Genomic DNA, 13540 nt, shown 5'->3' with positions numbered 1-13540 from the left:
GAATTGTCAGCGGGCCAGCTGGCGCAGCCGCGCAATGCGTTCTTCGGTCGCCGGATGGGTGGAAAACAGTCCGGCCAGACCACCTCCCGACAGGGGATTCATGATCATCATCTGGGCCGTTTCCGGATGGGCCTCCGCCGCCGGCATGGGAATGCCCCGGGCGTAGGCATCGATCTTGGCCAGGGCATCGGCCAGGGCCAGGGGGTCGCCGCTGATCTGGGCACCGCCCCGATCGGCCTCGAATTCCCGGGCCCGGGAAATGGCCATCTGGATCAGGCTGGCCGCCAGGGGCGCCAGCAGGGCCACCAGAATGCCGGCCAGGGGATTTGCCGGCCGACCTTCTTCGTCCCGGCCACCGAAGAACATGGCGATATTGGCAAGGGCCGAAATGGCGCCGGCCATGGTAGCGGAAATGGTGGAAATGAGGATATCCCGATGCTGCACGTGAGCCAGTTCGTGGGCCATGACACCCCGCAACTCCCGCTGGGAGAGCATCTGCAGGATGCCGGTGGTCGCCGCCACCGCGGCATTCTCGGGATTGCGGCCAGTGGCGAAGGCGTTGGGCTGAGCCTCGTCGATGATGTAGACCCGGGGCATGGGCAACCCGGCACGACCAGCCAGCTCCTTCACCATATTGTAGAGATAGGGGGAGGAAGCCTCGTCCACCTGCTGCGCGTTGTACATGCGCAGCACCATCTTGTCCGAATTCCAGTAGGCGAACACATTCATGGCACCGCCCAGAAGCAGGGCGATCACCATGCCCTGGGCACCGCCCACGGCACCGCCGATGACACCGAAAAGAGCGACGATGGCCGCCATCAGCAGGGTGGTCTTGAACCAGTTCGCACTCATCTCAAACCTCCGGACAATCTTGTATAGGTGGTTAACTCGGGACTCATGTCGCCAAATTCAAGCCGCCGGGAGTTCGAACCGCGCCCCTGCGGACACGCCGTGGCCGGCGAGGAACTGGGCTACCGGCAGACGTTTGCCGCCGGCCTTCTGCAATTCGGTCAGCAGCAGGGAGCCACTACCGCAAGCCACCAGGATGCCGTGCTTGTCCGCCGCCAGCACGGTACCGGGGACACCGCTTTCGCTGCGGGGCAGGGCGGCCCAGACTTTCAGGGGCGCACCGTCCAGCACCGCGGTGGTTCCGGGGAACGGAGTGAAGGCCCGGATCTGCCGATCCAGCTCGGCTGCCGGACGGCGCCAGTCCAGGGGCGCCTCGGACTTGTCCAGCTTGGCGGCGTAGGTGACACCGGCTTCGGGCTGGGCGACCGCCGGCAGCGGCAGGCGCTGCAAGGCGCTGACAATGAGCTGGGCCCCCTGCACCGCCAGCTTGTCGTGCAGGGTCTGGGACGTATCCTGGGCCGAAATGGGCGTACTGGCGGAAAGGAGCACGGGGCCGGTATCCAGGCCCGCTTCCATCTGCATGATGCAGACGCCGCTTTCCGCATCGCCGGCCAGAATGGCCCGGTGGATGGGAGCCGCGCCGCGCCAGCGGGGCAGGAGGGAGGCATGGATGTTGAGGCAGCCATGGCGCGGAATATCCAGCACGGCCTGGGGCAGGATCAGGCCGTAGGCGGCCACCACCATCACGTCCGGTGCCAGCAGGCGCAGCTTCTCCTGGGCCGCCTCATCCTTCAGGGTCAGGGGCTGGAATACTTCGCTGCCCCGGGCCAGGGCCAACTGCTTCACCGGCGAGGCCTGCAGGGTCATGCCCCGGCCCGCCGGCCGGTCGGGCTGGGTCAGCACCAGGGGAATGTCGTGGCCTGCCTCGTAAAGGGCGGCCAGGGCCCGGGCGGCAAATTCGGGAGTGCCGGCAAAGACGATTTTCATGGGGGGAGAACCAGAAGGAAGGAGGGCAGGGGAGCAGAGCTGCTCCCCCGGAAAATCAGGCGGTGATGCGGGCCTGCTTGGCCAGCTTGGCCTTGATACGGCCCTGTTTGAGCTGGGACAGGTGATCGACGAAAACCTTGCCCTGCAGGTGATCCATCTCATGCTGGATGCAGACGGCCAGCAGGCCGTCCGTTTCCAGGGAACAGGTCTTGCCGTCCAGGTCCAGGTAACGCACGGCGATATGCTCAGCCCGCTCGACCTTGTCGTAAATGCCCGGCACCGAGAGACAGCCTTCTTCGCCCACCTGCAGCCCGTCGCGGTGGGTGATTTCCGGATTGATCAGCACCAGGAGTTCGTCCTTGGTTTCCGACACGTCAATGACAATCACCTGCTTGTGTACATCGACCTGGGTGGCGGCCAGACCGATACCCGGCGCCTCGTACATGGTTTCCGCCATGTCCCGGGCCAGGGCACGAATGCCGTCGTCAATTTTTTCGACCGGAACCGCCACTTTTTTCAAGCGGGGATCCGGGAAGCGCAAAATAGGGAGTAAAGCCATAAAAAGCTTGCCCGAATAATCTATTACATGCAGAATTTAAACCAAATCCCTAGATTCGGGACATGGGTGTGGACAACAAAAGGGCCGCCCTTGTTCCGGCAGCGCGAGGACGCCACGATGATTCGACACCTGTTCGGCCGCCCTGGCCTGAACCCCGCCCGCATTATAGCCACCCTTCTGTTGGCTGTCGCCGCCTCCAGCGCCAGTGCCCAGGAATCTCCCCGCCTCGCCGACAACGCGCCGGACCGCCATATCGTGGTGCCGGGCGACACCCTGTGGGGCATCGCCGGCAAGTTCATCCAGGAACCCTGGCGCTGGCCCGAAATCTGGCGCCTGAACAAGGACCAGATCAAGAATCCCCACCGCATCTACCCGGGCGACGTCATCGTCATGGTCACCGGCGAGGACGGCAAGCCACAGCTCAAACTGGCCAAGTCGCTCAAGCTGCAGCCGCGCGAGTACAGCGAAGCGGTCAAGAACGAAATTCCCACCATTCCGCAAAGCATCATCGAGCCCTTCCTGTCCCAGCCCCTGGTGGTGGACCCCAGCGCCATGGACAAGGAAGCCCGCATCATCGCCACCCAGGAAGGACGGGTCTATCTTGGCGGCGGCGACCAGGCCTACGTGGTCGGGGTACGGGAGCCTTCCGAATTGTGGCAGGTCTATCGTCCCGGCAAGGCCATGCTCGATCCCGACACCAAGGAAGTGCTGGGCCATGAGGCGTTCTACCTGGGCACGGCCAGGCTGATCCAACCGGGAGAGCCCTCCGTCATGGAAATGGTGGAGGTGAAGCAGGAGGTCGGCAAGTTCGATCGGCTTATGCCCGCATCCCGCCCCGAACTGATCACCTATGCGCCCCGTCGTCCGGAAGCCAAGGTTGAGGCCCGCATCATCGCGGTGTACGGCGGTGTCGGCACCGGCGGACGCTACTCGGTGGTATCCCTGTCCAGGGGCAGCCGCGACGGGCTCGAGGTCGGCCACGTCCTGGCCTTGCTGCGCAGTGAAAAGGTCTATGAACAGCGCAACGAACAGGGCGAGCGGGAGCTGGTCAAGGTGCCGCCCCAGCGCTATGGCCTGGTCTTTGTCTTCCGGACGTTCGAGCGGGTTTCCTACGCCCTGGTCATGGATGCTGCCTTGCCCCTGTCTCTGGCCGATCTGGTACGCAATCCCTGAGCCCCCGCCGTGGCTGATCCGGCCCTCACCGCCTGGCTCCGGCTGACGCTGGTTCCGGGCGTCGGGCCGGAGACCCAGCGCCATCTGCTGGCCGCCTTCGGCCTGCCGGAACAGGTTTTCTCCGCCCCCCGCAGTGCCCTCAAGCAGGTCGTCGGCAAGAAGGCCGATCTGCTGCTCGACACGGACAATCAGGAAGCGGTGGCCCGGGCCCTAGACTGGGCCGGCAAGCCGGGCAACCGCATCCTGACCCTGGCCGATCCGGACTATCCCCAGCTGCTGCTCGAATCCGCCGATCCACCCAGCCTGCTCTATGTGAAGGGCCGGGTGGAACTGCTCAACCGGCCCGCCCTGGCCATTGTCGGCAGTCGTAATGCCACGCCCCAGGGCCTCAAGGATGCCGAGGCCCTCGCTGCCGATCTGGCGGCCCAGGGGCTGACCATCGTCAGCGGCTTGGCCCTGGGCATCGACGGCGCCGCCCATCGCGGCGGGCTGAAAGGAGAGGGCGGCAGTGTCGCCGTCATCGGCACCGGGGCCGATCGCATCTATCCCTCGCGGCACAAGGAACTGGCGCTGCAACTGGCGACCGAAGGCGCCATCGTTTCCGAATTTCCCCTGGGTACGCCGGCGGTGGCCCACAATTTTCCCCGCCGCAACCGCATCATCGCCGGCATGGCCAAGGGCTGCCTGGTGGTGGAAGCCGCCCTGGAAAGCGGCTCCCTCATCACCGCCCGCCTGGCGGCCGAACTGGGCCGGGAAGTGTTTGCCATTCCCGGCTCCATCCATTCGCCGGTGGCCAAGGGCTGCCACCGGCTGATCCAGCAGGGCGCCAAGCTGGTGCAGGAAGCCCGGGACATCGTGGAAGAAATCGGTCCCTTCGACCCCCCGGGCTGCAAGCCAGCAAGGACGCCACTTTCCACCGGCAATACGCCAACAACCCCGCCAATCCTTGATCCTGGCCAGGCTGCCGTACTCGATGCCCTCGGCCATGACCCGGCCAATCTGGACCAATTGCTGCAGCGCACAGGCTTGACGACGGAAGCCCTATGCGCCATCCTCGTGACGCTGGAACTGGCGGACCGCGTTGCCAGTCTTCCCGGAGGCCGCTACCAGCGGCTTTCCCCCACCTGATACGTTGCCAATGTTCGACATCCTCGTCTATCTCTTCGAAAACTACGTCGATTTCGCCGACTTCAGCAAGTCCGGCAATCAACCCGATTCACCCGATTCCCAGGCCGACACGGCCCTCAGCCGCAAACTCACTGCGGCCGGCTTCTCCGAAGAAGAAATCAGCGAAGCCCTGGAATGGCTCCAGGGCCTCAAGGCCACCCTGCCGACCCGCCAGTTGCAGGCCGATTCCCGTTCCCTGCGGGCCTACACGCCGGACGAAAGCGCCCACCTGGGTGCCGACGCCCTGGGCTTCCTGCATTTCCTGGAACAGGCCAAGGTCCTTTCCGCCGACCTGCGGGAACTGGTCATCGAGCGGGCCATGGCCCTGCCGGACGACCGGTTGTCCCTGGGCCGCTTCAAGGTCATCGTGCTGATGGTCCTGTGGAGCCAGGAGCAGAACCTGGATACCCTCATCGTCGAAGAACTGCTCTCCGACGCGGAACCCGAACACCTGCATTAAGTCCATCCGTCGGGCCTGCCAGCCGGGGCGACTGAGGGGTCGCACCAGATGGCGCAGGCAGCATGATGGGCGAAGCACGCAATATGCAGGCTTCGCGCGTCAAATTAGTGGCTGCTTGCTTGCCAAGGCCCGTAAGTCCCTCTTATCATCCCCCGCACCTCCCGACCGGGACTGCCAGAGGCCCCTGCCATGGGCAAACAGCTCATCATTGCCGAAAAACCTTCCGTCGCTGCCGACATCGCCAAAGCCCTTGGCGGTTTCACCAAGCATGACGACTATTTCGAGAGCGACAACTTCGTTCTCTCCTCTGCTATCGGCCATCTGCTGGAACTGGTGATCCCCGAGGAATACGAGGTCAAGCGCGGCAAGTGGTCCTTTGCCCACCTGCCCGTGATCCCGCCCCACTTCGAACTGAAGCCGGTGGAGAAAACCGAGTCCCGCCTGAAGCTGCTGACCAAGCTGATCAGGCGCAAGGATGTGGACGGCCTGGTGAACGCCTGTGACGCGGGCCGCGAGGGCGAGCTGATCTTCAATTACATCGCCCGCCACGCCAAGTCCGGCAAGGCCGTGCAGCGGCTGTGGCTGCAGTCCATGACGCCCCAGGCCATCCGCGACGGCTTCGCCCGTCTGCGCCGCGGCGAGGAAATGCAGGGGCTGGGCGATGCCGCCGTGTGCCGTTCCGAATCCGACTGGCTGGTCGGCATCAACGGCACCCGGGCCATGACCGCCTTCAACTCCAAGACCGGCGGCTTCCACCTCACCACCGTGGGCCGGGTGCAGACCCCGACCCTCTCCCTGGTGGTGGAGCGGGAACGCAAGATCCGCGAATTCAAGGCCCGTCCCTACTGGGAAGTGGAGGCCACCTTCGCCGCCGCTGCCGGCGAATACAAGGGCAAGTGGTTCGACGAAGCCTTCAAGGGCAAGGACGAGGACGAACACGCCCGGGCCGACCGCCTGTGGGACGAAGCCCGGGCCAAGGCCCTGCAGGCCAAGTGCGAAGGCCAGCCCGGCGAAGTGAGCGAGGAGGCCAAGCCCTCCACCCAGCTCTCGCCCCTGCTCTTCGACCTCACCAGCCTGCAGCGGGAAGCCAACAGCCGCTTCGGCTTCTCCGCCAAGAACACCCTGGGCCTGGCCCAGGCCCTGTACGAAAAGCACAAGGTCCTGACCTATCCCCGGACCGACTCCCGGGCCCTGCCCGAGGATTACCTGGGCACGGTGCAGGCCACCCTGCAGATGTTCAACGGCGAAAACCTGACCAAGGGTTCCGACACCTCCGTGGTGGACCGCTACGGCATCTTCGCCAACAAGATTCTCAAGTCCAAGTGGGTGGTGCCGAACAAGCGCATTTTCAACAATGCCAAGATTTCCGACCACTTCGCCATCATCCCCACCACCCAGGCGCCGAAGAATCTCTCCGAGCCGGAACAGAAGCTCTACGACCTGGTGGTCAAGCGCTTCCTCGCCGTCTTCTTCCCGGCCGCCGAATACCTGATCACCACCCGCATCACCCGGGTCGCCGGCGAACCCTTCAAGACCGAAGGCAAGGTCCTGGTGAATCCGGGCTGGCTGGCCATCTACGGCCGCGAAGGCCAGGAGGGCGACGAGGGCAACCTGGTGGCCGTCTCCCAGGGCGAGAAGGTGCAGACCGAGGAAGTGGCGGTCAATCAGAACGACACCCGGCCCCCGGCCCGCTACTCGGAAGCCACCCTGCTCTCCGCCATGGAAGGCGCCGGCAAGATGGTGGACGACGAGGAACTGCGTGCCGCCATGGCCGGCCGCGGCCTCGGCACCCCGGCCACCCGGGCCCAGATCATCGAAGGCCTGATCACCGAACAGTATCTGCACCGCGAAGGCCGGGAACTGATCCCCACCGCCAAGGCCTTCTCCCTCATGACCCTGCTCAACGGCCTGGGCATTTCCGAACTGACCTCGCCGGAACTGACCGGCGAATGGGAATGGAAGCTGGCCCAGATCGAGCGCGGCGATCTTTCCCGCAGCGCCTTCATGCAGGAAATCGAGGAAATGACCCGGCACATCGTGGACCGGGCCAAGAGCTACGACAGCGACACGGTGCCCGGCGACTTCGGCCTGCTCAAGTCACCCTGTCCCAAGTGCGGCGGTCTCATGCGCGAGACCTACAAGAAATTCCAGTGCGGCGATTGCGACTACGGCCTGTGGAAGATCGTCGCCGGCCGCCAGTTCGAGCCCGAGGAAATCGAGACCCTGCTCACCGAACGCCAGGTCGGCCCCCTGATGGGCTTCCGCAACAAGATGGGGCGGCCCTTCAATGCCCTGATCAAGCTCAACGACAAGAACGAACCGGAATTCGACTTCGGCCAGGACCGCTCCGGCGAGGACGGCGGCGAACCGGTGGACTTCTCCGGCCAGGAAAGCCTGGGACCCTGTCCCAAGTGCGGCAGCCCTGTCTATGAGCACGGGCTGGCCTACGTCTGCGAAAAGTCCGTGGGTCCGGCCAAGAGCTGCGACTTCCGTTCCGGCAAGATCATCCTGCAACAGGCCGTGGAACGGGAACAGATGCAGAAGCTGCTGTCCACCGGCCGCACCGATCTGCTCAAGGACTTCATTTCCGCCCGCACGCGGCGCAAGTTCTCCGCCTTCCTGGTGAAGGGCAAGGACGGCAAGGTCAGCTTCGAGTTCGAGAAACGGGAGCCCAAGGCCCCTGCGGCGAAAAAAACCGCCGCCAAGGCCGAGCCCAAGGCAGCGGCGGAAAAGCCCGCCAAAGCCCCGGCAAAGCGCAAGGCGAAGGAAGCCTGAGGTTAAGCAAGGCAAAAGATAAGGGCTCGGTGCGAACCGAGCCCTTTTTGCATCCGGGCCGCCGCCAGGCGGCGAAGCGGTGAATTTACTTATTCTTCGAGCAGGACGCGCAGCATCCAGGCGTTCTTTTCATGCACTTCCATGCGCTGGGTCAGCAGATCGGCCGTCGGCTGGTCGTTGGCCTTGTCCACCACCGCGAAGACCTGGCGGGCAGTGCGGGCCACGGCTTCCTGGCCGGCCACCAGCTGGCGGATCATATCCTTGGCCTTGGGCACGCCGTCTTCCTCGGTGATGGAAGCCAGTTCCACGAAGCGCTTGTAGGAGCCGGGAGCCGGGTAGCCCAAGGCGCGGATGCGCTCGGCGATCAGGTCCAGGGAGTTCCACAGTTCGGTGTACTGGGTCATGAACATGGTGTGCAGGGTCTGGAACATGGGGCCGGTGACGTTCCAGTGGAAATTGTGGGTCTTCAGATAGAGGATGTAGCTGTCTGCCAGCAGGTGGGAAAGGCCGTCGGCGATTTTCTTGCGGTCTTTCTCGGTGATGCCGATATCGATCTTGGTTGCCATGTGGATTCTCCTTTCAAGCTTCTCAATAACCATGCGCCCATTGTGGCCGATGGCGGCCGCCCGGGCCAATGACTTATCCCTATGGATTGAATAGGGACGGGCAATACAGACGGACTACAGTACCTTAACCCCGGGTGGCGGACATTGCAAAATGGCGGCCCGCACCGCATCGATGGCCTGGGGCCGGGGGAAGGTGACGCGCCAGGCCAGCACGATGCGGCGGGAAGGCTCCGGCGCCTTGAAGGGAATGACCCGGGCCAGGGACGGGTCCGGCGGCGCCACCTCGACGGCGGAAGCGGGCAGCACGGCGACGCCGGTGCCGCTGGCCACCATCAGGCGGATGGTCTCCAGGGAGCCGCCCTCATAGGAACGTTCCAGCCCGCCCGGCTCGGTCAGACGCGGACAGGCGGCCACCACCTGGTCGCGGAAACAGTTGCCCTGGCCCAGCACCAGCAGTTCCTCGCCCTTCAGTTCCCCCGCATCCACCGATTTCCGCTCGGCCCAGGGATGGGCCGCCGGCACCAGCATGCGGAAGGGTTCGTCGTACACCGGCTGGGTGACGATGCCCGGCTCGTCGAACGGCTGGGCCACCACGATCACGTCCAGTTCGCCCCGCTTCAGGGATTCAGCCAGCACGTGGGTGAAATTCTCCTGCAGGTAAAGGTGCATGTGGGGCACGGCCTGGTGCAGGGCCGGCACCAGTCGGGGCAGCAGATAGGGGCCGATGGTGTAGATCACCCCCAGGCGCAGGGGTCCGCTAAAGGGATCCTTGCCCCGCTGGGCGATTTCCTCGACCCGCTGGGCCTCGTTCAAGACTTTCTCGGACTGCCGCGCCACCTCTTCGCCGATGGGCGTCAGCCGCACTTCGGCGGCGCTGCGTTCGAACAGCAGCACCCCCAGGCGCTCTTCCACCTTTTTCAGGGCCACCGACAGGGTAGGCTGGCTCACGTGGCATTTCTCGGCGGCGCGGCCGAAGTGGCGCTCCCGGGCCAAGGACACGATGTAGCGCATTTCCGTCAGGGTCATGCTGTGTATAACTCAGGTAAAAGTGGTGGAACCAATTGTGCACAACCTGGGCGGGCAAGGGTAGGGGAAAAATCCCTGCACAATCTTCCCACATCACTGCACAGAGGTTTCTCACAGGGATTTTCCGGACCTAAGCCAATGAATGGGATCGGCTTTTCAAAGTTATCCACAGACTTGGGGCTGAGTTAACTGGTTTACGTCTTTGTATACATAAAAAACAGTGAACAACCCCTAGGGAAAAGCCGGGAAAACAGGAACGGCTGAAAAAAGCCAAAGCGGACAGGGAAAAAACGACCCATGCCAGAAGGCAGAAAGGGCGGGGCAAAGGAGAGATGGTGGCTGGAGAAGCCCTATTTTTCTTGCTTACAGGCATGGCACCCTGAAAATTTCCGTCATTCCTTCATTTCCAGGTGCCAAAGAAAAAGCCCCGCGTTGGCGGGGCTTTTGCACTCAGGCCGGCTTCAGCTTTTCCAGATCCTCGGCTTCCAGCCAGCGCCACTCGCCCGGTGCCAGATCCGCGGGCAGATCCAAAGCGCCGATCCTCACCCGCTTCAAACCCTCCACCCGGTTGCCTACAGCGCCCAGCATGCGCTTTACCTGGTGGTACTTACCCTGGGTGATGGTCAACCGCAGTACGGTGTCGCTGACGAGCTCGCAGCTATCCGCAACCACCGGCTCGTATTCGCCATGAAGGAGAACCCCGGCCAGCAGCTGATCGATCTGGGCCTGGTCGATGGGATGCTTGGCAGTGATCTCATAAATCTTGGGCACCTTGCGCTTGGGCGAACTCATCTGGTGGATGAACTGGCCGTCGTCGGTCATCAGCAGCAGGCCCGTGGTGTCCTCATCGAGGCGGCCGACGCATTGCACGTCCCGGTTCACCAGCTCCTCCGGCAGCAGGGTGAAAATGCTGCGGTGGTGCTTGGGCTTGTGGGAGCACTCGTAGTCCCCCGGCTTGTGGATCATCAGGTAAGCCTTTTCCCGGTAACGCCAGGGCTGGTCGTCCACGGTGAATTCAAAACCCTCGGGATCCACTTCCAGGAAGGGGTCTTCCACCACCACCCCGCCGATTTCCAGCCAGCCGTTACGCACCAGGGCCCGGCATTCCTTGCGGGTGCCGAATCCCTGGCTGTGCAGCAGTTTTTCCAGTTGCATGGTGACGCTCTCTCCTAATCCGGCCGCCGCGGCGACCGCTTACACACTTTTACAACCCCTTGCCGGGGTGAAACACCTGGGACGCCCTGGCCTTCCTATACTGGGCCCGTCGATTCAATGAACCCCGAACCCAGGAGAAACACCATGTCAGGACGCCATGTTCTCGCCTTCCTCGCCCTTGCCGGCTTCGCTTTTGCGGTACAGGCCCAGGAAGCCCCCCAGCCGGCCCCCAAGGGCCCCGCCATGCAGGAACGCTGCGCCGCCAACCCCAAGGCCTGCGAACGGCTCAAGGAGCGCCACGACGCCTTCTGCAAGGATAACCCCCAACGCTGCGAAGAGCTCAAGGCAAAACGGGAGGAAATGCGGCAGAAGTGTAAACAAGACCCGGCCGCCTGTGACAAGGCGCGGGAAGAAATGCGTGCCAAAGCCCGGGAACAGTTCGAACAGCGCTGCAAGGAAGATCCCAAGCGCTGCGACGACATGAAGAAGCGCTTTGTCGAAAGCCGGGGCAAGCGCCACGGCGACCGGCCCGCTCCCGCACCGGCTGCACCGGCACCCGCTCCTGCCCAGAACTGAGGTCTCTTTTCTTCTCTTTTGCCGCCCCCTTCACCGGGGGCATTTTTTTTTCGGCTCCAGCTAAGGGTTGTTCACTGTTTTTTATGTATACAAAGACGTAAACCAGTTAACCTGGCCCCAAATCTGTGGATAACTAATTTTTCTCCAGATACAACAATTGCTTAAGCCAGAAAAATCCCTGTGCAAAACGTCTGTGTAGCGCTGTGAGGCAATTGTGCAGGGTTTTTGCCGAACCTGCGAAACAGGGAGTTGTGCACAACTGGTACCCGATCCATACCCAAGTTATGCACAGGCTGTTAACAGGTGTTGGGGAACCGCCGCCATCGTTGCTACTCTGACAACCTCAACCCCATCCATCAGCGAGGAAATTCCATGAGCCAGACCGTTACCCTGGGCGGCAACCCCATTCAAGTGGCCGGCCAACTGCCTGCCGCCGGCAGTACCGGCCCCGCTTTCACCCTGACCGGCAAAGACCTGGGCGAAGTGACCCTGGCCGGCCTGGGCCCGGTGCGCAAAGTGCTGAACATTTTCCCCAGCATCGATACGCCCACCTGCGCCACCTCCGTGCGCCGCTTCAACCAGGCTGCCGGTTCCCTGGCCAACACCGTGGTCCTGTGCATTTCCGCCGACCTGCCTTTTGCCCAGGCCCGCTTCTGCGGCGCCGAAGGTCTGGAAGCGGTGCGCACCGTGTCCACCTTCCGCAATCCCGAATTTCTGCAGAACTACGGTGTGGCGGTGGAAAACGGCCCCCTCGAGGGTCTCTGCGCCCGGGCCGTGGTGGTGTTGGATGCCGACAACAAGGTCCTGCACAGCGAACTGGTCGGCGAGATCAAGAACGAGCCGAATTACGACGCAGCCCTGGCGGTACTCAAGTAAGGCTGCCTGAAAAAAATAAAACGCCCGGCTGTGCCGGGCGTTTTTCATTACGGCTTTGCTGGCGGATCGGCAAGCAACCCGCCCAAGTCTGAACCGCCACCGATCAGGCCCCCTTCCAAGCCGGCACGTAGCCGGCCGGAGAAGTGGAACCCTGGGTCAGGCGGCGCCCCAGGGCCGCCGCCGGCTGTTCGACCCAGCGGTGGAACAGCTGCGCCAGCAGCACACTGCAGACAAAGGACAGCAACAGGCCCAGGGCCGCCTGCTCCGGCGAATAGAGTTCCAGCCGGGTCCACAGGGCGCCGACAAACACCAGCACCGGGAAATGCACCAGGAACAGGCTGTAGGAAATCCGTCCCAGCTCCAGCATCGCCTTGTGCTGCGGCCAGCGGGAGCCCCAGCCGCGCCATTCCGCGTGCCATAGCAGCAGGCCCACCAGCAGGGCGCTGAGCAGGCGCCAGCGCCATTCAAAACCCATGGCCGCCAGCAACAGCAGGGCGTAGAGCCAGAACTGCAGGGGCGAACGGGCCTGGCGCACGGCATGGTGAATGACGATGCCCATGAAGAAGTAGGGGAAGAAATACAGCCACCAGCCGTCCAGGGCCCCATCCAGATTGAAGTGGAAGAGGGCAAAGGCCGCCGCCGGCCAGCCCAGCAGCAGGGGCATGTTGATACGGCCCCGGCCCAGACTGTCGCGCAGCCACAGGCTGCCGGCGTACACCAGGGCCAGCTGAAAGTTGATGCAGACGAACCAGAAGCCCGCCGACAGCTGCTCATAGCCCAGCAAGCCCTGGAGGAAGAAGAGGTGGGCCAGCACCTGGGGCAGGCTCACGGGGGACCCGGTGATTTCCTCCGGCAGCCATTCCCGCCCATAGGCGTAGGCCAGGCACACCAGGATCATGGCCGCCAGGTAAGGCAGCCCCAGGCGGCAATAACGCTGCACCACGTAGCGCCCCAGGGCAGGCAGGCGCCAGTCGCGCCCGCTCATGCTGAGGGCCATCACATAGCCCCCCACGACGAAGAACACCTGGGTGGCCCGGGCGTGATCCGCCAGCCAGTCCAGCAGGTGGCCCAGCAGGGGCGCGGCCCATTCCTTCAGCGGCGGATACAGGGCGAAGTGATGCCAGGCGATGATCACCGCTGCCACGGCCCGCAGGCCGGTAATGAAATAACGCTTGTCGGAAGCCGGGCTCGCCGTACTTCCACCCTCGATCACTGATTGCATGGGCATGATGGCCGGCCGTGCAGCGCCGCAGCGGCATTGCCGGCAGAAGTATTGAAAAAGCGGGGCGGGTTGAGCCGAAGCAGCGCTGACGCGCTAAAACGCCGGAAAAGACCGCCAGGGCGGCAGCCTTTCGGGGTGGGAATATCGGT

13 protein-coding genes are annotated in these 13540 nt (G+C 63.6%); 6 read left to right on the top strand and 7 right to left on the bottom strand.

What is annotated here, in order from left to right; translation table 11 throughout:
- Positions 1–6 precede the first annotated feature (6 nt).
- From htpX to def, 3 genes are read right to left on the bottom strand one after another with little or no spacing between them, the layout of a single operon-like run.
- A complete protein-coding gene (htpX, locus tag EV678_RS11560) occupies positions 7–852 on the bottom strand; it encodes a zinc metalloprotease HtpX (RefSeq protein ID WP_130459636.1) in 846 nt (281 codons plus the stop codon).
- Positions 853–909: 57 nt separating this feature from the next.
- Positions 910–1836 (bottom strand): methionyl-tRNA formyltransferase, encoded by a 927-nt coding sequence (gene fmt / locus EV678_RS11555; RefSeq protein WP_130459635.1) that lies wholly within the window; start codon positions 1834–1836, stop codon positions 910–912.
- A 55-nt stretch (positions 1837–1891) separates the two neighbouring features.
- Positions 1892–2395, bottom strand: coding sequence for a peptide deformylase (gene def, locus EV678_RS11550; protein WP_130459634.1), 504 nt, complete (start codon positions 2393–2395; stop codon positions 1892–1894).
- Positions 2396–2575: 180 nt separating this feature from the next.
- On the opposite strand from def, the gene EV678_RS11545 reads away from it, so the two are divergent.
- The 4 genes from EV678_RS11545 to EV678_RS11530 all read left to right on the top strand — a co-directional run bounded on the left by EV678_RS11545 (position 2576) and on the right by EV678_RS11530 (position 7970).
- Positions 2576–3568 (top strand): LysM peptidoglycan-binding domain-containing protein, encoded by a 993-nt coding sequence (locus EV678_RS11545; RefSeq protein ID WP_232058792.1) that lies wholly within the window; start codon positions 2576–2578, stop codon positions 3566–3568.
- A 9-nt stretch (positions 3569–3577) separates the two neighbouring features.
- A complete protein-coding gene (gene dprA / locus EV678_RS11540; protein ID WP_130459633.1) occupies positions 3578–4696 on the top strand; it encodes a DNA-processing protein DprA in 1119 nt (372 codons plus the stop codon).
- 10 nt (positions 4697–4706) lie between these two features.
- Entirely contained in the window at positions 4707–5195 is a 489-nt protein-coding gene (locus EV678_RS11535) for a Smg family protein (RefSeq protein WP_130459632.1), read from the top strand.
- A 189-nt stretch (positions 5196–5384) separates the two neighbouring features.
- Positions 5385–7970 (top strand): DNA topoisomerase III, encoded by a 2586-nt coding sequence (locus tag EV678_RS11530; RefSeq protein ID WP_130459631.1) that lies wholly within the window; start codon positions 5385–5387, stop codon positions 7968–7970.
- A gap of 89 nt (positions 7971–8059) precedes the next feature.
- Here EV678_RS11530 and EV678_RS11525 read toward each other — a convergent pair whose 3' ends face one another.
- The 3 genes from EV678_RS11525 to EV678_RS11515 all read right to left on the bottom strand — a co-directional run bounded on the left by EV678_RS11525 (position 8060) and on the right by EV678_RS11515 (position 10717).
- A complete protein-coding gene (locus EV678_RS11525) occupies positions 8060–8536 on the bottom strand; it encodes a Dps family protein (protein ID WP_014235930.1) in 477 nt (158 codons plus the stop codon).
- A 114-nt stretch (positions 8537–8650) separates the two neighbouring features.
- Positions 8651–9562 (bottom strand): hydrogen peroxide-inducible genes activator, encoded by a 912-nt coding sequence (locus tag EV678_RS11520; RefSeq protein ID WP_014235931.1) that lies wholly within the window; start codon positions 9560–9562, stop codon positions 8651–8653.
- A gap of 450 nt (positions 9563–10012) precedes the next feature.
- Positions 10013–10717 carry a pseudouridine synthase gene (locus EV678_RS11515; protein WP_130459630.1) on the bottom strand — a complete coding sequence of 235 codons (705 nt, stop codon included), beginning with the start codon at positions 10715–10717 and terminating at the stop codon, positions 10013–10015.
- A 144-nt stretch (positions 10718–10861) separates the two neighbouring features.
- Here EV678_RS11515 and EV678_RS11510 point away from each other — a divergent pair, with 144 nt between their 5' ends.
- Positions 10862–11293, top strand: coding sequence for a hypothetical protein (locus EV678_RS11510; RefSeq protein WP_130459629.1), 432 nt, complete (start codon positions 10862–10864; stop codon positions 11291–11293).
- Between the two features lie 372 nt (positions 11294–11665).
- Complete coding sequence (gene tpx / locus EV678_RS11505; protein WP_130459628.1) at positions 11666–12169, top strand: thiol peroxidase; 504 nt, start codon at positions 11666–11668, stop codon at positions 12167–12169.
- A gap of 103 nt (positions 12170–12272) precedes the next feature.
- On the opposite strand, the gene EV678_RS11500 is transcribed toward tpx, so the two are convergent.
- Positions 12273–13397: an acyltransferase family protein gene (locus tag EV678_RS11500; protein WP_130459627.1), complete on the bottom strand. Its 1125-nt coding sequence runs from the start codon at positions 13395–13397 to the stop codon at positions 12273–12275.
- Between the last annotated feature and the right edge of the window lie 143 nt (positions 13398–13540).

The organism is Azospira oryzae, assembly GCF_004217225.1.
Lineage (GTDB): Bacteria > Pseudomonadota > Gammaproteobacteria > Burkholderiales > Rhodocyclaceae > Azospira > Azospira oryzae.
Note: the sequence above shows the minus strand (reverse complement) of the source record. Positions and strands in the feature narration are given on the sequence as shown.

Coding starts and splice junctions, on each gene's coding strand:
- htpX (WP_130459636.1), bottom strand. CDS start 852: ATGAGTGCGAACTGGTTCAAGACCACCCTGCTGATGGCGGCCATCGTC.
- EV678_RS11520 (WP_014235931.1), bottom strand. CDS start 9,562: ATGACCCTGACGGAAATGCGCTACATCGTGTCCTTGGCCCGGGAGCGC.
- EV678_RS11500 (WP_130459627.1), bottom strand. CDS start 13,397: ATGCCCATGCAATCAGTGATCGAGGGTGGAAGTACGGCGAGCCCGGCT.
- EV678_RS11525 (WP_014235930.1), bottom strand. CDS start 8,536: ATGGCAACCAAGATCGATATCGGCATCACCGAGAAAGACCGCAAGAAA.
- EV678_RS11535 (WP_130459632.1), top strand. CDS start 4,707: ATGTTCGACATCCTCGTCTATCTCTTCGAAAACTACGTCGATTTCGCC.
- def (WP_130459634.1), bottom strand. CDS start 2,395: ATGGCTTTACTCCCTATTTTGCGCTTCCCGGATCCCCGCTTGAAAAAA.
- EV678_RS11530 (WP_130459631.1), top strand. CDS start 5,385: ATGGGCAAACAGCTCATCATTGCCGAAAAACCTTCCGTCGCTGCCGAC.
- fmt (WP_130459635.1), bottom strand. CDS start 1,836: ATGAAAATCGTCTTTGCCGGCACTCCCGAATTTGCCGCCCGGGCCCTG.
- tpx (WP_130459628.1), top strand. CDS start 11,666: ATGAGCCAGACCGTTACCCTGGGCGGCAACCCCATTCAAGTGGCCGGC.
- EV678_RS11510 (WP_130459629.1), top strand. CDS start 10,862: ATGTCAGGACGCCATGTTCTCGCCTTCCTCGCCCTTGCCGGCTTCGCT.
- EV678_RS11515 (WP_130459630.1), bottom strand. CDS start 10,717: ATGCAACTGGAAAAACTGCTGCACAGCCAGGGATTCGGCACCCGCAAG.